We start from the raw sequence: 19448 nt of genomic DNA, 5'->3' as shown, positions 1-19448 counted from the left end.
TACCAAACCAAGGAGCCTGCCATGGAAATGCCAAAGCCAAGCCCTGATGTCCTGCGTCGCAAAGATGCGGTGGTGGCGCGCCTGTCGGGGGTTCTGCCGGACGACGTGATCATTCATGACCCGGCCGAGACACGCGCCTATGAATGTGATGCTTTGACCGCCTATAGATGCCCGCCGATGCTGGCGGTTTTGCCTTCGACCACGCAGCAGGTCTCGGATATCTTGCGCATTTGCCATGACGAAGGCGTGCCGGTGGTACCGCGTGGTGCGGGTACGTCGCTGGCCGGGGGGGCGCTGCCAACAGCTGATTGCGTCATACTGGGCGTGGCGCGGATGAACGACGTGCTGGAGGTTGATTATGACAACCGATTCATCAAGGTCCAGACTGGGCGCACCAACCTGAGCGTCACCGGCGCGGTCGAGGAAGAGGATTTCTTTTATGCCCCCGATCCGTCGTCGCAACTGGCTTGCGCGATTGCGGGCAATATCGCGATGAATTCCGGCGGGGCGCATTGCCTGAAATACGGGGTAACCACGAACAACCTGCTGGGTGTGACCCTGGTGATGATGGATGGCAGCGTAGTCGAAATCGGTGGCGCTCATCTGGACGCGCCGGGTCTTGACCTGCTGGGGGTGATCTGCGGGTCCGAAGGGCAACTGGGCGTCGTCACCGAGGCGACCCTGCGCATCCTGCGCAAGCCAGAAGGCGCACGGCCCGTTCTGATGGGGTTTGATGACAATGAAATCGCAGGCCAATGCGTTTCGGACATCATCAAGTCCGGTATCTTGCCTGTCGCGATTGAGTTCATGGATCGCCTGTGCATTCAGGCCTGCGAAAACTTTGCGCATGCCGGGTATCCGGAATGCGAAGCATTGTTGATTGTCGAGGTCGAAGGCTCGGAGGCCGAGATCGACAGCCAGCTGGCCAAGATTGTCGAGATTGCAAAACGCCACAATCCGGTCGAACTGCGCGAGAGCCAGTCGGCGGATGAAAGCGCCCGGATCTGGTTGGGCCGCAAATCGGCCTTTGGCGCCATGGGGCAGATGAACGACTATATGTGCCTGGATGGGACCATCCCGGTATCGGCGCTGCCCGCCGTATTGCGCCGGATTGGTGAGCTGAGCGATGAGTTCGGCCTGCCGGTTGGAAATGTATTCCATGCCGGCGACGGGAACATGCACCCTTTGATCCTGTTTGATGCCAACAAACCCGGCGACCTCGAAAAATGTGAGGCGTTCGGGGCGGAAATCCTGAAACTTTGTGTGGATGAGGGCGGTTGCCTGACCGGCGAGCACGGTGTGGGAATCGAAAAGCGCGATCTGATGCATCATCAATATGCCCCTGCCGATCTTGAGGCGCAGATGGCGGTTAAAGATGTGTTCGATCCAGGATGGTTGCTGAACCCGGCTAAAGTGTTCCCGCTGGACGCCTCCGAACCGCGTCGCAACCCGCAAATAGCCGAAAAATAGGCTCTAACAAAGAGATATATGATGAAACCCACGTCCGAAACTGAACTGGCCCAGATGGTTGCCGGACTTACAGGCGCCGTGCGTATCACAGGCGGCGGCACTCGTGGCGTTGAGGGTCCCGGCCAAGTGATTGAAACCGGCGGGATGACAGGCATCACACTGTATGAACCCGGTGCCCTGACGCTGGTTGCGCAGGCCGGGACACCGCTGGCCGAGGTTGAGGCCGCATTGGACGCCGAAGGCCAGCAACTGGCCTTTGAGCCGATGGACCATCGCAGCCTGTTGGGCACCCAAGGCGAGCCGACCATCGGCGGTGTGGTTGCCGCCAACATCTCGGGGCCGCGCCGCATTCAGGCAGGCGCATGTCGCGATTTCTTGCTGGGGGTGCGATATGTCGATGGCACCGGGCAGGTGATCAAAAATGGCGGGCGGGTGATGAAGAATGTCACTGGCTATGATCTGGTCAAGCTGATCTGTGGGTCCTGGGGAACGTTGGGCGTGCTGACCGAAGTGTCGTTGAAAGTCCTGCCCAAGCCAGAACACACAGCAACGCTGTCAGTGACCGTATCTAATGCAGAAGCAGCGATAAAAACGCTGTCCGCAGCGCTTAGATCTCCGTTCGAGGTAACTGGCGCAGCTTATGACCCGGAGTGCGAAAAAGCCTTTGTTAGGGTCGAAGGATTTGCGGACTCCGTCGCTTACAGAACCGAGAGGCTGACATCCGAACTGTCTGGGTTCGGCCAGATCGCAAATGTCGATGAACCGGCAACGCTGTGGACGGCGACCCGCGATGTTCACGCGTTCCGGGGCAAGGCTGGCGACGTGTGGCGTCTGTCTGTCACGCCCGGTGACGCCCCGATGATCGCGGCGCGGGCCGAGGCTGAACAGGTGTTCTACGACTGGGGCGGCGGTCTGATCTGGCTGCGCCTTCCTGCGGGGACCGATTTGCGGGCGCGACTTGGCACTTTTTCTGGTTATGCAACCCTTGTGCGCGGCGATGCGGAAACGGTCGAGCGGCTGGGCCGGTTCCAGCCTGAGAGTGTAGCTATACAGGCTCTAATAAAAGGCATTCGGGCGAAATTTGATCCCCGAGGGCTGTTTAACCCGGGGCTGATGGGGTAGGGCAATGCAGACAGATTTCACCGAAAAACAGCTGCAGGATCCGGCGATCCAACGCTCGAACCAGATCCTGCGCAGCTGTGTTCATTGCGGCTTTTGTACCGCCACTTGCCCGACTTATCAGGTGCTGGGGGATGAGCTCGACAGCCCGCGCGGACGGATCTACCTGATCAAGGACATGCTTGAGAATGAGCGTGTCCCGGATGAGAAAACCGTCAAACATATCGACCGCTGCCTGTCCTGTCTGGCCTGCATGACCACCTGTCCGTCGGGCGTTCACTATATGCATCTGGTCGATCACGCGCGCGAGTATATCGAGCAGAATTACAAACGCCCGCTGACCGATCGCCTTCTGCGTTGGGTTCTGGCGCAGATTCTGCCCTATCCGATGCGGTTTCGCTGGGCCCTGATCGGGGCCAAGCTGGGCCGTCCCTTCCGGTTTCTGATGCCGGATGCGCGGCTGCGGGCGATGCTGGAGATGGCACCAAAACATATCCCTCCGGTCAGCCGCAACGATGACCCGCAACGCTTTGCCCCTAAAGGAGCGCCGAAAAAGCGCGTGGCACTGATGACAGGTTGCGCCCAAAAGGCGCTGAACACGGATATCAACGACGCCACGATTCGCCTGCTGACCCGACTGGGCTGCGAAGTCGTTGTGGCCAAAGGCGCGGGATGCTGTGGTGCGCTGACCCATCACATGGGCAAGGTGGCTGACAGCCATAAAGCGGCGGCGGCCAATATACAGGCCTGGACCAGAGAGATCGATGGCCAGGGGCTGGATGCCATCGTCATCAACACCTCAGGTTGTGGTACGACCGTCAAGGATTACGGGCACATGTTCCGAAACGAGGCTTTGGCGGCAGATGCCGCGCGGGTTTCGGCGATTGCCATGGATATCAGCGAATTGCTGGTGCAACTGGACCTGCCCGGAGGCCAGCACAAGGGCATGACCGTCGCCTATCATGCCGCTTGTTCTTTGCAGCATGGGCAAAAGATCAAAAACCATCCCAAAGACCTGTTGAAGAATGCGGGTTTCACCGTGTTAGAGCCTTCAGACAGCCATCTGTGCTGTGGCAGCGCCGGGACCTATAACCTGATGCAGCCCAAAATCTCGGGTCTGTTAAAGCAACGCAAGGTTCGGACGCTTGAGGCTAAGAACCCTGATGTTATCGCTGCAGGCAATATTGGTTGCATGATGCAGATCGGTTCGGCCACGCAGATACCTATTTTGCATACGGTCGAGCTGTTGGATTGGTCCACAGGCGGGCCGTTGCCGCGTGCGATGCAGCAGGGTCATGAGATGGGAACGGCCGTGCCGATCCTGCGTTAGCTGCCTGATGCAGGGCTGCATCAGATAGAACGGGAAACGTACCGGCCCTATTTTCGCCGTACCCGACAGCTATGAGTATGCGCTGGAAGCAACGCCGGAGAACCGCTTGAAAAACTGGATCAAGGCTTTTGCGCTGGCACTCATGCCGATGGCCGTACTGGCGCAGGATAGCGGGCTGAAAAGTCTGGACACCACCGATGCAGGGCGGGCCTGGATGGCTGTCGGGCGCTTGAATATTGACGGCGAAGCATTCTGCACCGCGACGCTGATTGCGCAGAACCAGGTGCTGACGGCAGCGCATTGTCTTTATGATAAGGCCACAGGCCAACGTATTGACCTGTCTAAGGTCGAATTTCTTGCCGCCTGGCGTCTGGGTCGGGCATCAGCCTATCGTGCGGCGCGCAGGGCGGTGATTCACCCCGATTACTTTTACGACGACGAAACTCCGACCAACCGGATCGGTAGCGATATAGCGCTGATCGAGCTATGGCAGCCAATCCGCAGTACCTCGGTCATTCCATTTGATACTGGCGATCGCCCCGTTCGCGGACAGGAAGTTGGGGTTGTGTCCTATGCGAAGGACCGCGCCGAGGCGCCATCATTGCAAGAGGTCTGTTCGGTCGTGACCGGCGTTTCCGAGGTTCTTGTCCTGTCCTGTGATGTCGAGTTTGGATCCTCCGGCGCCCCGGTATTTGCGTTCGAGGGCGAAAGACCACGGATCGTCTCGGTCGTGGCGGCCAAGGCGGAATTCAATGGCGAGCCTGTGGCCATAGGTACCGCGGTCGAGGTTTCGTTGCCTTTGCTGCGGAGTGAACTGTCCGCCGGGCGAGGGTTCAGCGGCTCGGAAACCGGCGATTCGGCAAGCCGTCATATTGGCGCCAGGTTCGTCCGGCCATGATGCGATTTTGGGCAAGCCTGTTTTTATGCCTGGCTATGATGACAACGATGTCCCAGGCGCAAAGTGCAAAACGCAAACTCACCGACCGCGATGACCTATATGGCTGGGAGGCCGTCGGCCGCCTGGATATCGGCGCCGAGGGGTTTTGTACGGGTACGTTGATCGCACAGGATCTGGTACTGACCGCGGCCCATTGCGCCTTGGACAAAAGAACCGGTCAACCCTATGGGCCAGGGCAGGTAACCTTTCGGGCAGGGCTAAGCGACGGAACTGCGTTGGCAGATCGCAAGGTGGTGCAGATCGCGGCACATCCGGATTACACACGTTTCGCTCAACTGTCGCCCGATGCCGTGCGCGTTGATGTCGCGTTGATGCGGCTGGATCAACCGATCCCCTATTCCGTGGCCGATCCCTTTGCGTTGCATAACGGGCGCGTGGCGGGGGATGAGGTCAGTCTTGCATCGTATGGTCGGGGCCGATCGAATGCGATTACGCGGGAACGGTCCTGCAAAATCCTGCAGCGCCATCAGGGCCTGATCACATTCAACTGCGACATTACCTTTGGGTCCTCGGGTTCGGCTCTGTTGGCGCGAAACGGTCCGCGCTGGCAAATACTTTCAGTAGTCTCTGCAGTTGGTACGGATGGTCGGCAGAAAGTGGGATTCGGTATGGAATTGCAGGAAATTGTGGCCGATCTGAAGGCGACTCTGCGCCGGGATGCCCCTAAACCAAAGGCGACAATAAAGCGATTGCAGGTGGGATCAGGCAAGTCGGATACCGGTGCGAAATTCATCAGCTCCGGAGGGGGTTGAACTCGGCCAGAACGTTTCCCATGTCAAATGTATCGGGTCGCCGCAAACGGGGCCTGAGACAATCGAACGCCCGTCCGATCGGAGGGCATTACGTTCATCGCTCAAACATGAGGATACGACATATGCGTACATTTGACTTTGCACCGCTGCACCGCGCCACTGTAGGTTTTGACCAGATCGCTGACATGATGGATCGCGTTCTGACCAATGATGTGGCTCAACCCAGCTATCCGCCCTACAACATCGAAAAAACCGATGTCGACACCTATCGTATCTCGGTTGCTGTTGCCGGTTTTTCCGAGGCCGATCTTTCGGTCGAAGTGAAAGAGAATTCGTTGGTCGTCGCCGGTAAGAAAACTGCGGAAGACAAAGATCGCAGCTATCTGCACCGCGGCATCGCCACCCGCGCGTTCGAGCGCCGTTTTGCCCTTGCCGACCACGTTCGTGTTACCGGTGCCAGCCATGAGAACGGCATGCTGAATATCGATCTCAAGCGCGAGGTGCCCGAAGCCCTGAAAGCCCGCCGGATCGAGATTTCGTCCAGCAAGGCCATCGAAAAGGATGTGGTTGACGCCAAAGCCGTAAACTGAGGCAGTCAGTCACCACGCCGCGGTAATCGTTCCTCTCTGGATTACCGCACCATGCGCCCCGCGTTCCTCCAGACGCGGGGCGTTGCCTTTACGGCCATCTGTACAGCGAAGGTTTGGGCGGATCAGACCGACAGGCAGATGTATTTCATCTCCAGATAGTCTTCCATGCCATGATGGCTGCCTTCGCGGCCCAAGCCGGATTGTTTGACGCCGCCAAACGGGCCCAACTCGGTTGAGATGATGCCGGTGTTCACACCAACGATCCCGTATTCCAGCGCTTCGGCCACTTTGTAAACGCGGCTGAGATCCTTGGCATAGAAATACGAGGCCAGACCAAAGATCGTGTCATTGGCCATGGCGATCACGTCGTCTTCATCCTCGAACTTGAACAGCGGTGCCAGCGGGCCAAAGGTTTCGTCCTGCGCCACCAGCATGTCCTGCGTCACACCGGTGACAATGGTCGGCTCAAAGAAGGTGCCGCCCAGATCGTGCGGCAGGCCACCGGTCAGGATTTGGCCGCCTTTGTCGGTTACATCCTTGATGTGTTCCTGCACCTTTGCAACGGCGTCATCATTGATCAGCGGTCCGGTGGTGATGCCTTCGTTCAGGCCGTCGCCGACGTTCAGAGCCTCGACCGCAGCCTTCAACTTGGCAGCAAACGCGTCATAGACACCGGCCTGCACATAGATGCGGTTGGCACAGACACAGGTCTGGCCGTTATTGCGGAACTTGCACATCATCGCGCCTTCGACGGCGGCATCCAGATCGGCATCGTCAAACACGATGAACGGCGCATTGCCGCCCAGTTCCATCGAGCATTTCATCACCTGTTCCGCCGCCTGCCGCAGCAGGATGCGCCCGACTTCGGTTGAGCCGGTAAAGGTCAGCTTGCGCACGCCGGGGTTTTCGCAGAATTCCTTGCCGATTTCGCTGGCGCGCGACGAGGGCACCACGTTGAACACACCGGCGGGGATGCCTGCCTGCTGGGCCAATGCGCCCAGAACCAGCGCCGACAAGGGTGTCTCGGCGGCAGGCCGGGCGACAAAGGCGCATCCGGCTGCAAGCGCCGGTCCGGCCTTTCGCGTGATCATCGCGTTGGGGAAGTTCCAGGGCGTGATCGAGGCCGCAACGCCGATGGGCTGCTTCAGCACCATGATGCGTTTGTCGCGCTGATGACCTGGAATAGTCTCGCCATAAACGCGCTTGGCCTCTTCGCCGAAAAACTCGATGAACGAGGCACCATAGCCGATCTCACCCACGGCTTCGGCCAGCGGCTTGCCCTGTTCGGCGGTCAGGATCTTGCCCAGATCCTCGGCGTTTTCCATCATCAGATCGTACCAGCGGCGCAGGATCACCGCACGTTCCTTGCCTGTCAGCTTGGCCCATTCCTTTTGCGCGGCCTCGGCCTGTGCGATGGCACCTGCAACCTGCGCGCGGCTCAGGTCGGCGACCTCGGCGATCACATCGCCCCGCGCAGGGTTGGTGACGGAAAACGTCCCATTGTCACCATCGACCCACTGGCCGCCGATATAGGCCTTGGTCACCAGCAGATCGGGGTTTTTCAAAATGGATTTCAGGTCGGTTGTAGTATCCAGCATGGGTCGGACTCCGGCAGAAAAGGGTTTGCGCGCACCCAAACAGGTGGCGTCGCATTTGTCTATGTCCACTCGGCGGGCAGGATCAATCCAGATTTGATCAAATTCATCGTTGCGGAGCGCAGATATCTCGCCTGCGTGGCCTATCTTTTTCGATACGAAATTGTAAAAGTCTCGGTGATTTGAGGGCTCAAGGGGATGTAAATGAACATAACATTCCCTATCTTATTGGGTAAATAAAGAAAACAGGGGACAGCAGAGATGTCGAACCAGCAATTCGAAGCGTTGATTGAAGAAACACAGACGAAAGTGCGCGAAAGCCAGTCGCAGATCCAAGGGCTGACCTCGCGGATTGAGGCTGCGCGGGCCAAGATCGGTACGGCCGAGGCGGATATCGATATCGAAAACGCCACTTTGGAAGATGTGCACGCCCATACCGAAGTCATGAACGCCAATATCGCCGAGCTGATCATGGGTCTGGATGACGTCACCAGCGCGTTCTCTAAGGATTTTGACGAGATGCGCTCAAAATCCGGGTGGGAGACGTTTGTTGGCATCTTCTCGAAGGGTAAATCTGAATCGATGCGGCAGGAGCGGATGCGCACAGCCAGTATCGACGACAAGCTGCAGGACCTGATCGCCAAATCCGACGTGATCGTGAAACTGCTGGAAGGACAGCTGTCGGTGCTGGAAGAGCAGCGCGTGAAAGTTGAAAACAACCTGACCGGCACGCTGGACGACCGTGAGGCCACCGTGGCCGAATTGGAAGCGCTGCGGGCTGAGATTCAGGGCATGGACCCGACGATCATCACGCTGGAGAACAAGATCAGCGTCGAACAGGACGCCGCCGCGCGGACCCAACTGGAAACCGAACTGGCCGAGCTGAACAAGCAATACAACGCCAAGGTTCAGGAAGAGCAGGTCAAGCTGGCCAAGTCGCAAACGCTTGAGCGCTATATCGAAAAGGGCAAGACTTGGGTTGACTCCCTGCAGAACCAGGCGGCGACGCAGATGGTGCTGATCAACAAGCTGCAGACAGACACGCAACAGCGTGTGGTGCTGTATGACGCCCTGACCAAATCGCTGAAAACCGCGCAGCAGCAGGATGTGGCCCACCGCATCAACGAGATCGGCGTGCAGACCGACCAAGAGGCGCAAACCGCCATGGCCTCGATCGGCACCGCGACCAACCAGAAAATGGCCGACATGCTCGAGGCGCATGAGGACCACATGGTCTTTGCCCGCGACGTGCTGGAGAAAAAGGCCAAGGCAGATGAACGCTTTGCCCGCCGGTTTGCGTCGATTGTCGAGAAGCATGATAAGAATTTGTATGGGGGTTGATCTTGGAACTGCTGGAGTTTTTTACATTTCTGGTGGCTCCAGAGAACTGGTTTTGGTGGATCGTTCTCGGCAGTTTCTGGCTTGTGTTCTCAGTGATGTACGCCGTTCTAGGCGGACCGTTTGGATGGGTGGCCGTCGTTCTTGTGGTCGCCAGCCTTTCTCATTCGGCTCATCGTTTGTGGAACGGAACCGTTGACTGAACAAATTCAACAAAGACCCAAGGTCGTCGGCTTCAGAATACTCTGGTTCGGTATAGCGATGATTTTTTGGCCTATTTTGGCGGCGTTTTTGTCCGGGCTTTTGTTTGCACAGGGCAGCTTTGGAATGTTCATAGCTCGTGTATCCTACCATTTGGCGTTTTTGCTGGGCACTCCCAGTATGCTGGCGGGCGTCGTGGCTGTAATGTGGGCTCTCGTTCTATTAAGAAAACAGAAGCGTCAATCGCAGGCAAACGTGAATGAGTGACCTTAACCTCACCCAAGACCATGTCGGCCTGACCGATACCTTCGCCTCGCGTCGTTACTTTCGCAAATTCGAGGTAATCACCGTCCACCTTCTGCGCGTGGCCGCGACGATGGAGGCGGAGGGCGCGATCTCAAAACAAGAGGTGCGGATCGTGTCGAGCTATCTCTCGGGGCTGCTCTACACCTTCCGTGCGCTGTCCATGAAATACCTGCTGGTCGGGCGCGATACGGGGCGGTTCTTTGGCAGCCTCGCCATGGACAAGCGCGACAGCGGCTTTCCGGTGGCGGCCGAGCTGCTGACCATGGCCAATGACGCGCAGCAGGCGCAGGTGCATCTGGCGAATATGCCGTCCGAGGATGAGCTGAAAACCGACATGGTGCGCACCATCATCAGCGACCGGGAGATCCCGACCAAGCTGCAATTCGCGCTGTCCCAAAGGCTCTATTACGAGGAATTGCTGAAGGGTGAGCTGTTCTGGGCCCGCAACGATCCCGAATGTCACTGGATTGGCAATGAGGGCGAGCGGCGCAGGTTCCTGATCCACTGGGCCGTCTATGACAGCCAAATAAACCTGCCGGTCATCTACCTGATGGAGTTGGAGGATTCGGGGCGCACGGCCCTGCCCAAAGATCAACGCCGCTGGCCCGAAGTGCAGGCGCATCTGATGGCGCAATCCTTGGGTGGGCTGAAACTGGTGACCATCGCCAAAGGCTTTGATCAGGATTTCGACGACCTGCATCCCAAACACCTGCGCCGCATTCATGTGGGGCCGATGTACTCCTCGGCCTTTACCGAGCAATCCGGCCCGCTGCGGCAGGTGCTGGAGGATGCGAAATCCCCTGCGGGTCAGGATTGGGCCTTGGCCTGGACCACTGAAGCGCTGCGAAGCGAGGATGTGATTCAAGAACGCTCGGGCTGGTTCGGGACCGTAGACCGCGAGGTCTTTGCGCTGGACCCATTCGGCGGGCAAGGAGCCGAGACCGGGGCGACGCAAACCGAGCGCTCGATCATTCTGCCACAACGCCCGTTCCAGGTACTGGCCGAGCGCAACCCGCCGGGTTTTGGTGACGTGCGCAAGTTCGTCGTCAGCAAGACCGGGCAGGTGTTGAGATATTGAAGACAGTAAAGGCGATTTTGAGATGAGTTTGACGTCAGACCAGATGGAATTGCGCGAAGACGATATTCGCAAGCACTACACCGCGGCCACCGCTTTGCTGAACGGGTTCGAACACGCCCCGCGGATTGCCAAAGCGGTTGAGGCCGCGGTTGAGAGGTCGCCGGGCGTATCCACAGGTCGGCGGTTTCGGTCTACCACGCCGGGTCTGGTGACACGGCGCACTGTGCGGGCCGACGGGGTGCATCTGGTGGAACGGATTGAGGCGTCTGATGATGGCGATACGCTGGTTTCTCCGCCGCAGGCCACCACGCAACAGGCTATTCGTCGCGCCGTCGCCATCGCTCTGGCCGTGTCTGAGGCCTATGCCGAACAAACCCCTCTGGCCGATCTAAAACGTGCGAATTTGGCCGGGGATCTGCCCGCCGCGCGCAAGACCGAATTCTCGGAATTGCTGACGGCTGAGGCCTTAATCACCTCGCACACATTCGGCAATGCGCTGGCCTACCTGATGTCCTCGCATCTGGGCGAAACCACCGTCGATATCGGTGAGATCGAAGAGGTCCTGACCGACAACGGCCAGCTTGCCCTCCATGGCGCTCTGTGGGAGTTGGACCAGACGCTGGCCAAACACGCCCCCGACGACGCGCATCTGATCGCCGCCACCAGCGCCTATGCCGAGCAACTGATGGAGAAGGCCGCCCTGCGCGCGCAGACTGCAGGCCATCTGGCCCCGTTCCAGAACGCCGCCTGGCATATCGAGGCCGACGACTTGACGATCCGGGGGTTTGAGCCCGCCTCGAAGGCCAAATCCACCACCCTGACCATGACGTTCAAGAAGCCGAACGAGGTGGTCGGCAACCATATCGCCAAGTATCAAGCGATGAAGCTGGCCAAGATGGTAATGGCCTATGACTTTGACCGCCGCCTGAACCCGTTCGCCGAGCTTGGCGGGTTCATCTTCACCTTCATGGGCGACGGCAAACCGGGCACCGGCAAGACCACCCTGATCCAGATGATGGCCGGACTGATCAACGACTATTGCCAGAACGCGGGCTATCCGTTCCGCTATCAGAACCTGAGCACCGATAATATCGACAGCTATCAGGGCAAGTCCGGCCAGAACGCCAAAGCCTTTATCAACACGATCATCGACCCCTCGGTCATCGGCTTCGGCACCATTGATGATATCGACCAGCTGGCGGGCAAACGCGGCGACCGGCAGTCCAGCGCCGGGCAGTTGGAAATCACCGCCGTTCTGATGGAGAGCTTTGCCGGCGCCAACACCGTCGTGCGTGGCAACTGCACCTTTGGCATGTTCTCGAACTATCCCGAGAATGTGGACGACGCCCTGCGCCAGCGGGCAGGTGCGCGATTTCTGGTGGACGGGCCGCAAACGCGCGAGGATTACATCGACATCCTGCACCTGCTGATGGGCCGCAACCACGACATCCCGCTGGGCGCGCACGAGGCCTATGCCGCGCAGGAAATCAAAAAGGCCGTCGCTGCCAGTTTCGAAAGCCACTCACGCCCGCATGAGGACGCGCTGCTGCAGGTCTATGACCGGGTGTCCGGCGATATCGGCCAGATGGACACGATCGCCAAGCTGGGCACCTACCTCAAGGCGATCCAACAGGCGGATGAGCGTTTCACGGGCCGCGCCATCAAGAACATCACCGACGCGGTCAAGGTCCGCGCGATGGATTTCGAACTGCCCGACGAGTGGATGGAGAACCCCGACCTGTTCCTGTTTCGCGATTACGACACCAAGAAAGCGATGATCGAGGACCTGCGCCAGCCGATCACGGTCGAGATGGTGATTCAGGAGATCAACCGCTACGCCGACAGCGAATTCCGCTATGCCGACAAGAGCGACGCGGTCGCCATCGAAAAAATGGTGCGTGAGATGGGCCTGATGGAAGAGGCCGAACGGCGGTATCTGGAGGGGAAATCGTGAAGACGTGGTTGGTCAACCAAATGAAAAATGTCCGTTTAGGCCTTTCTAGCAGCAACCCCATGGATGTTGGAAAATCGATTTCCAAAGTTTTTCTGATCGTTGTCATCGCTTTGGCCCTTCTTCCTCAGCATACGGAACAGGGAGGTTGGCAACTTCGATTTTTTGCGTTCTTAACTTCGCCATCCAATGAAATTGGGGACACATTTGCCGGTATCGCCGGCGTGTTGGCGTTTCTTTGGATCATCATCACAGTTTGGCTACAAAGTCAGGAGTTGGCGGCGCAAAGGAAAGAACTCAGCCTCACAAGGAAGGAGGTTGAGGGTCAAAAGAAAGCGACCAATCAATTGGCTAAGTCTGCGAGAGAGCAGCGTTTAGATAGTTTTGTCTTTGAACTAATTTCGACGCACAATTCTATTGTCGCGGGTATGGATATTACTCGAAAGGACGGTAAAGTTCTGTACCAAGGAAGAGATTGTTTCAGGCGGTACTACAGACAGTTATCCGATGTCCCTTCGTCGACAAAAATGTTCGAAGGCGCTGAAGAATTAGATGATACCCTTTCGAGGTACGAACAAGTTTACCGTGATCATCAATCTGATCTAAGCCAATATTTCCGTTTTTCCTATAATATGCTGCGCGTGATCGATGAAGCCGCCGAGAAAAAGGAAAGTCACAAAAAACTTGTTAGAGCGCTGTTCTCCGACGACGAGCTTCTTATCCTGTTCTACAATGCACTGACTTCCAGAGGTCAGAATTTTGTCAAGTATATCGAGAGCTATGAGCTGTTCGACAATCTACCGATCGAAAGCTTGGTTAGTTGTGAACATAAGAGTCGTTTCTCTCCTCGCTGCTATGGGGAAGCAAGCGAATGATCCGCCTCATCAAAAAAGGCCTGATGTTCGGCAATCTCGTCCACATCTCCAGCCCGGCTCTGGTCGAGCGGTATAACCGCGCGCTGCAGCATCTGGCGGGCAAGACTACGGAGCTGACGGATTTCCATGTCGATATCTCGGGCTATTCGCCCGAGGTGGGGATTGAGTTGGATGACCCGCTCTACCTCAACCCCAACGGGGTCAACCGGCAGTTCATCCTGCTGACGACCGAGCAGAAACGCGCGCCTTTGCTGAACGTCAAATTCTCGACCTCACGCGATATCCTGCGCGAATTCATCGAGATGAACGAGGCGCAGCTGTTTGCCCTGACCGCCACCGATGCGGTGGCCGGAGAACTGGTGAACTCGGTCTTCAAACTCACCACGCCGCGCGATCTTTTCAACATCCAGAAGATCGAGATTGAGGCCGATACTGCTGGCGGCACCCTACGCAAGGCTCAGCAACTGGCAGGCATGGTCGAGCAGTTCAAAACCGAAGAGGACGCCTGGTTCGACGATGTGTTGATCGCAAAGATGATCGAAACGGCCAAGGAAACTGGCGATGTCACCCGCAACCCGGTCCACCTGCGCCACACTGCCTTTGAACAGCGTAATTTTTGGACCGCGCATTTCGGCGGGCTGTATCTGTTTCCAGACATGGATCACCCGGCGGCGATCTGCATGGGCGAAAAGCCCGACGATCTGAACATCAAATACACGTTTGACCCGTCGCAGCGGAACCAGATCGCCGAGTTCCTGGACTATAACGACCTGGTCGAACCCATCGTCAAGGCGCGCGGCGTGGATGCTGCTGCGATCCTGCAGCAAAAGATGGACTTCCTGACCGTCGACGCGGCCGCTGATGCCGGGGTCGATCTGACTGGCCTGAACCGCAGTGATATGCGTCGGCTGGCGCGCACCCACGCGGATCGGTTGCCAGAGGCCTATCATGGGCTGGCGCAGCTATTGCGTTGGGCGACGGATGGCGGGCGGTGGCCCCGGATCACCTCGGATCATTCGGCGTATTTCTATACGCTGCGGGCCGCCGATACGCCGAACCGTGATCTGGTGAACATGCTGCTGGCCGAATTGGCCCCACTGGACCCGCGCCAGATGTTCATCTGCCACAAAGAGCTGTTCTATAGCACCTACAATTCCTGGTCCGAGGCCAAGAAGGCCTATGTTGCTGATTTCCTCGCGCGTGAGTATCAGGTGGACAAGGCGGGTGCCCGCGCTGCCCTGTTCGGACATGAGCCGGATATGAGCGGTCGAGACAGGATCAGCGAAACTGTTATCGCCCGCGTTGGTCCCTGGGGCGCGTTAGGAAAGGATTGAAATGTTCGGAGCGATGCGCCTGTTTCTGATCCTGCTAGTCATCCAGACCGTGGCCTATTTTGCCCTGTCGCTGTATTCACGCAGTGTGCGTCGCCGCAGGCTAGAGCATTGGTGGGACGAAAAGGGCAAAACCGGAGACAAGGCAGCCTTTGTCGCACGGGGGCTGCACGTCTATGACAATTCGTTCCGGCGCAAATTGATCCTGGGTGTCTATGTTGTGCCTTGGGTAGCGATCGGGTCGCTGATCTACATTGTGAACTACATGTGAGAGGTAAAGCATGGCCTATTTGAAATGGGCATTCATTCTGATTTTCTGGGGAACGGTCGCCGTAGTCCTTCAGTATTCTCTGCCGCAACGGGATGTGGTTCGGATCGTCAACACCTATGAAGAACGGCAGGACCTGAACGACTGGACCCGGATCTTCTGGTCCGAGCCCGATGATCAGTCGGCCAGTCTGTCGAACCGGGATGTACAGTTCATTCAGGCCGTACGTGCCAATGGCAAACCGATTGTGTATCGCAACGAAGATACCAGCTGGGGTTGGCCGCCCTATTTCAAATTCGACACTGCCAATTTGTATACCGAAGCCAATGACGCGATCTCGGACAAAAACGACCCGGACTGGGTTGCCGTGACGCATTATGGCTGGCGGAATGAGTTCATGTCGATCTTTCCCAACGCTGTCTTTATCAAACATGTCGACGGTCCGGATGCGCGTCTGATCCCTTGGTTCAACATCGTCTTCCTGACGGTCTTCTTTGCGATTGTCTGGGCAATCTGGGTGCGCTGGCGCAGGTTCCGCCAGGCGCGGATCGATCCGATGATCGAGAGTGTCGAGGATGGGTTGTATGCAACCGGCGACGCCATCGGTGAGCATCGCAACCGATTCCGCAAATGGTTGGACAGTTGGAAATCAAAGTGACGTGAATTCCCGGCGGGTCTTGGGGCTGTGCGCCTACCGCCGGGATAGCCCTTCATCGAACGATGAACTCGGCGTGTAATGCTCCGGCCGCTTTGATCGTTTTCAGGATGTCGATCATGTCGCGGGGTGAAACACCCAAAGCGTTAAGCCCTGCGACGACTTCGGACAAGGTCGTGGCCTCGGGAATTTCCGCCAGACCGGTGCCTTCCTCTTCTTCGATACTGGCTACGGTACGCGGAACCACGACGGTTTCGCCTCGGGCGAACGGGTTCGGCTGAACCGCGATAGGGGCCTCATCGACCGTCAGTGTCAGGTTGCCCTGTGAGACTGCCACACGTGAGATACGCACTTCCTGACCCATGACAATCGTGCCCGAACGCTGATCGACTACTACTCGCGCCGTTGTTTCTGGCTCTACTAGGATATTTTCAATGCGCCCAAGCGCATGCGCGGTCGAGATCGCCTGTGTCGCTGCAATATTCAGTTCGACCGTCCCGGAATCGCGCATGATCGCTACGGCCCGGTTGAATTCGGTATTGATTGCCTGCTCGATCCGACCGGCGGTTGTGAAATCCGGTTCACGCAGGGCTAGGCGCATTTGGGTCAGATCGGAAAGCTCAAAGTCGATTTCACGTTCGACCCGAGCTCCGGATGGGATCACACCGGATGTCGGAACCCCTTGGGTGACCGAAGCCGCATCGCCTTCGGCAACGGCGCCACCTGCAAGAACTGACCCCTGTGCCACCGCATAGATCTGACCATCTGCCGCATTCAGCGGTGTCATAATAAGCGTCCCGCCCAGCAAGCTTTTGGAATCGCCGATGGCCGAAACGGTGACATCAATCTGGCCACCGACCCGCGAAAAGGGGGGTAGGCTGGCTGTCACAAGAACAGCGGCGACGTTCTTGGGGCGAAAATCCTCACCATTCACGTTCACACCAAGCCGTTCCAGAATATTGGACATGATCTCTTCGGTGAACGGAGAGTTCCTGAGCCCATCGCCGGTTCCATTCAATCCGACCACGAGACCATAACCAACCAGATCATTGCCGCGCACCCCGTCGAAATCGACAAGGTCCTTCAGCCGGATTGCCCCGGCAAAAGACAGGCTCGGAAGCAGGATCAGGAGAATGGCAAGTAATCTCATCTCAGGAAATTCACCAACGATAGGTTCGCGTTGCGAACAGTGACAGAATACAGGCTTTCCAATTGAAATTGGACAGTCTGCAGTTGCACTGCGGTTTGATACGGGTCCGCGGCGATCAGAGATTTTCGGCTGTATTCCAGGCTTGTACGCGCCGCCGCATTGCGCGTGGCGGCTTGTTCAATCCTGGCTTCGGCGGCGCCAACATCCGCCCGCAAATTCACTGTTCCGTCCTGCGTGTTGGCAAGCTCGCTCCCGAGTTGGGTGAATAAGGACGTCCGCAGATCATTCGGCAGTCCCAGACCATCGACCGAAACCAGGGCGGCAACGGCGATATCCCTTAACGCCGCTTTGAGTGTTGGATCGGTCGCAGTGATCGGAATGGAGACACTTTCGTTTTCCGAAATGCTCATCGGTGCCAGAGTTGTGTCTGCGCCCTGATAGATAACCGCATCGAAACCCGCAGGATCATTGAACCAGTCTTCCGCAGCTTGTGTGATGTCCGTGAGTGTTGTCAGCCCCGTCAACTCAGCCTCTAACGCTGTCAACAAGGTATCCGCAGATGACAGAGGCGATACATCAGTATCCACGCCGGAAAACAGGTTTCGGCCACCCGCACGGGTATTCAAAGCAGACATGACCGTATCCAGCTCATTTCTGGCCTGAACAGAGGCATGTTCATGGGTGACCGCCTGATTGGATGTCCCATATGCCAGCAAGGACGACGTCAGGCGCCCCACCGCGTCATCGATTGTTGTCAGGCTAAGCTGCATGGCGTCGGTGAACAGGCCAGCTTCGGCTGTGGCCACCTGAAAGGCATCCAGGCGTGACAGGTTTCGATCCATATCCAGAAGATAGGAATAATCCCCGTCCAGATGGCCGGAGACATCCTGCACTTTGCCTGAAGACATCTCATAAGACAGGGATTCGATCTGATTTTTGATATCAGTCGCCCGCGATTTCAGGGTCAATCCGCGCGCGAGGTCGCCCATAGAGGTTACATTCATCATCACAGCCTCAACAACGTATCCATAAGTTCATCGACGACCGAAACCAGTCTGGCATTTGCCGCATAGGCTTGTTCGATTTGCATTAGCCGCTGCAATTCCTGATCGGTATCGACGCCCTGTTCGGCCTCAATGGCCATCATTTCCAGATTGGCGCTGTTTGCAAACACCCGCCGCCCATCGGCCACATGTGCGTCCGACCCAATCCGTGACAACAGCGCCTCTGAGATGTCTGCGGCAGGCATGTTTCCGGCCCCGAAAACAGCGCCGGAAACAGGGCGTTCGTCGTTCAGAATTGAGCTGAAGGCGCGCAGCTGGCTGGCATCTCCGGCGCTGCCGGGTGTGGCCGCACCCAGCCCGGCGCGAAGTTTCCAGCTCTCTCCTCCGGCGTCCGGGTCGACGATTGCGTTCAAGCTGATGCGCGAGGCCAATCCCGTCACCGATGCCGGATCAAACCGGTTGCCGTCATCGGTGAACACGCCCGGATCCGTGGCCAGCGCGGTCGGATCCAGCCCCGGCGTTTCGAACCTTTCGATAAGATCGCGCGCAACAGCATCCAGATCGACCTGAGCCTCAACCGCGATTTCATCCCGAATCTGGAATTGGGCCATCAAGGCACCGCCGCGAATTTGGGCAAAATCGCCACTGGTGCGGACAGTGTTTCCGTTCATCTCAAGCCCGGACAACAACCCGTTTGCCAGGGTCATATGGGGCTTGGTGTCGCCGGTTGTCGAAAAGGAGAACTCGGCCGCAGTGTTTTCCAGCAATATCAAGCCGCCATCAGAATAAAGCGAGACCTGATCATTGTCCCTTTGAATCACATTTACAGGAACCAGTTCGTTGACCTGATCAATCAGGACCTGTCGTTGATCCAGTATCCCACCAATATCGGCGCCGGAATACTTAATGGCCGGGATCTTGGCATTCAGCTCTTCAATATCCTTGAGGGTCTGATTCAGGGTGTCGACCTGTTTGCCGATGGACCGGTCCGCGTCGGATCGCATCTGACGCAACCCTTCAGAGGCTGCGTTCAGACCGCGTGCCAGATCCTGAGCCGTGCGCGCTACCTGGTCCAGTCGTTCACTGGAATCCGGCAGGCTTGCCGCTGTTAGCAGGCTGCTGTCAAAATCAGCCAGCCGAACCGAAAGCGATGCGGGATCATCGGCGGACCCTACCAAAGATTCCAACCTTGTGTGAAAGTCTGAAATGGTGGTGTGGAAGGCCAGATCGGCATCCGTGGCCCGGCGGTTGGACGTGAGGACGGGATCCTGATGACGAATGACACCTACGGTACGCACGCCGTGACCGGAAATCGTGTTGGTTGCCAGTTCCAGTGACCTGCGCGCGTAGCCGGGCGTCAATGCGTTTGCGATATTTTCGGACACAACCGCCGCACCGCGACTGGCGGCGGTCAGGCCGCCCAACGCGTTGTTCAATGCTGTGGACATATTCATTCTGCAGGTCCCTTTCCTGAATC

Annotated in this window: 19 protein-coding genes; 15 read left to right on the top strand and 4 right to left on the bottom strand. The window is 57.6% G+C overall.

Annotated features, from left to right (window positions below; genetic code table 11):
- Positions 1–21 precede the first annotated feature (21 nt).
- From AC2FHW_RS15405 to AC2FHW_RS15380, 6 genes are all read left to right on the top strand, one after another.
- Positions 22–1470, top strand: a complete 1449-nt coding sequence (locus tag AC2FHW_RS15405) for an FAD-linked oxidase C-terminal domain-containing protein (RefSeq protein WP_496822177.1) — start codon at positions 22–24, stop codon at positions 1468–1470.
- Between the two features lie 21 nt (positions 1471–1491).
- Entirely contained in the window at positions 1492–2592 is a 1101-nt protein-coding gene (locus AC2FHW_RS15400; RefSeq protein WP_496678547.1) for an FAD-binding protein, read from the top strand.
- 4 nt (positions 2593–2596) lie between these two features.
- Positions 2597–3919: a glycolate oxidase subunit GlcF gene (glcF, locus tag AC2FHW_RS15395; protein WP_271950884.1), complete on the top strand. Its 1323-nt coding sequence runs from the start codon at positions 2597–2599 to the stop codon at positions 3917–3919.
- 106 nt (positions 3920–4025) lie between these two features.
- Positions 4026–4817 (top strand): trypsin-like serine peptidase, encoded by a 792-nt coding sequence (locus AC2FHW_RS15390; RefSeq protein ID WP_271950881.1) that lies wholly within the window; start codon positions 4026–4028, stop codon positions 4815–4817.
- Between the two features lie 38 nt (positions 4818–4855).
- Positions 4856–5629, top strand: coding sequence for a trypsin-like serine peptidase (locus AC2FHW_RS15385; RefSeq protein ID WP_496822175.1), 774 nt, complete (start codon positions 4856–4858; stop codon positions 5627–5629).
- Between the two features lie 122 nt (positions 5630–5751).
- Positions 5752–6219 carry an Hsp20 family protein gene (locus AC2FHW_RS15380; RefSeq protein ID WP_142638359.1) on the top strand — a complete coding sequence of 156 codons (468 nt, stop codon included), beginning with the start codon at positions 5752–5754 and terminating at the stop codon, positions 6217–6219.
- A 122-nt stretch (positions 6220–6341) separates the two neighbouring features.
- Here the strand turns inward: AC2FHW_RS15380 and AC2FHW_RS15375 are convergent, their stop codons facing one another.
- On the bottom strand, positions 6342–7817 hold the full coding sequence (locus AC2FHW_RS15375) for an NAD-dependent succinate-semialdehyde dehydrogenase (protein ID WP_142638358.1): 1476 nt from the start codon (positions 7815–7817) through the stop codon (positions 6342–6344).
- Positions 7818–8075: 258 nt separating this feature from the next.
- Here AC2FHW_RS15375 and AC2FHW_RS15370 point away from each other — a divergent pair, with 258 nt between their 5' ends.
- The 9 genes from AC2FHW_RS15370 to AC2FHW_RS15330 are packed head-to-tail and all read left to right on the top strand — an operon-like array spanning position 8076 to position 15820.
- Positions 8076–9155, top strand: coding sequence for a coiled-coil domain-containing protein (locus AC2FHW_RS15370; RefSeq protein WP_271950875.1), 1080 nt, complete (start codon positions 8076–8078; stop codon positions 9153–9155).
- A 2-nt stretch (positions 9156–9157) separates the two neighbouring features.
- Positions 9158–9355, top strand: a complete 198-nt coding sequence (locus AC2FHW_RS15365; protein WP_281973554.1) for a hypothetical protein — start codon at positions 9158–9160, stop codon at positions 9353–9355.
- A complete protein-coding gene (locus tag AC2FHW_RS15360; RefSeq protein WP_282022195.1) occupies positions 9348–9620 on the top strand; it encodes a hypothetical protein in 273 nt (90 codons plus the stop codon). The genes AC2FHW_RS15365 and AC2FHW_RS15360 overlap by 8 nt, the downstream gene beginning before the upstream one ends.
- A complete protein-coding gene (locus tag AC2FHW_RS15355) occupies positions 9613–10737 on the top strand; it encodes a hypothetical protein (protein ID WP_496708197.1) in 1125 nt (374 codons plus the stop codon). Before AC2FHW_RS15360 ends, AC2FHW_RS15355 begins: the two co-directional genes overlap by 8 nt.
- A 22-nt stretch (positions 10738–10759) precedes the next feature.
- Positions 10760–12691, top strand: a complete 1932-nt coding sequence (locus AC2FHW_RS15350) for an AAA family ATPase (protein WP_496822173.1) — start codon at positions 10760–10762, stop codon at positions 12689–12691.
- Complete coding sequence (locus AC2FHW_RS15345; protein ID WP_496822171.1) at positions 12688–13563, top strand: putative phage abortive infection protein; 876 nt, start codon at positions 12688–12690, stop codon at positions 13561–13563. Before AC2FHW_RS15350 ends, AC2FHW_RS15345 begins: the two co-directional genes overlap by 4 nt.
- Positions 13560–14897, top strand: coding sequence for a DUF6638 family protein (locus AC2FHW_RS15340; protein WP_496822169.1), 1338 nt, complete (start codon positions 13560–13562; stop codon positions 14895–14897). The genes AC2FHW_RS15345 and AC2FHW_RS15340 overlap by 4 nt, the downstream gene beginning before the upstream one ends.
- Before the next feature lies 1 nt (position 14898).
- Complete coding sequence (locus tag AC2FHW_RS15335; protein WP_142638342.1) at positions 14899–15165, top strand: hypothetical protein; 267 nt, start codon at positions 14899–14901, stop codon at positions 15163–15165.
- 10 nt (positions 15166–15175) lie between these two features.
- Entirely contained in the window at positions 15176–15820 is a 645-nt protein-coding gene (locus tag AC2FHW_RS15330) for a DUF1523 family protein (protein WP_142638340.1), read from the top strand.
- Between the two features lie 52 nt (positions 15821–15872).
- Here AC2FHW_RS15330 and AC2FHW_RS15325 read toward each other — a convergent pair whose 3' ends face one another.
- From AC2FHW_RS15325 to flgK, 3 genes are read right to left on the bottom strand one after another with little or no spacing between them, the layout of a single operon-like run.
- Entirely contained in the window at positions 15873–16967 is a 1095-nt protein-coding gene (locus tag AC2FHW_RS15325) for a flagellar basal body P-ring protein FlgI (RefSeq protein ID WP_496822168.1), read from the bottom strand.
- Positions 16964–17974 (bottom strand): flagellin, encoded by a 1011-nt coding sequence (locus AC2FHW_RS15320; protein ID WP_271950848.1) that lies wholly within the window; start codon positions 17972–17974, stop codon positions 16964–16966. Before AC2FHW_RS15320 ends, AC2FHW_RS15325 begins: the two co-directional genes overlap by 4 nt.
- A complete protein-coding gene (gene flgK, locus AC2FHW_RS15315; protein WP_281973563.1) occupies positions 17974–19425 on the bottom strand; it encodes a flagellar hook-associated protein FlgK in 1452 nt (483 codons plus the stop codon). Before flgK ends, AC2FHW_RS15320 begins: the two co-directional genes overlap by 1 nt.
- Positions 19426–19448: the final 23 nt, after the last annotated feature.

Source organism: Ruegeria sp. YTSA108, from assembly GCF_059610185.1.
This window is presented reverse-complemented; position numbering and strand designations above follow the sequence as displayed.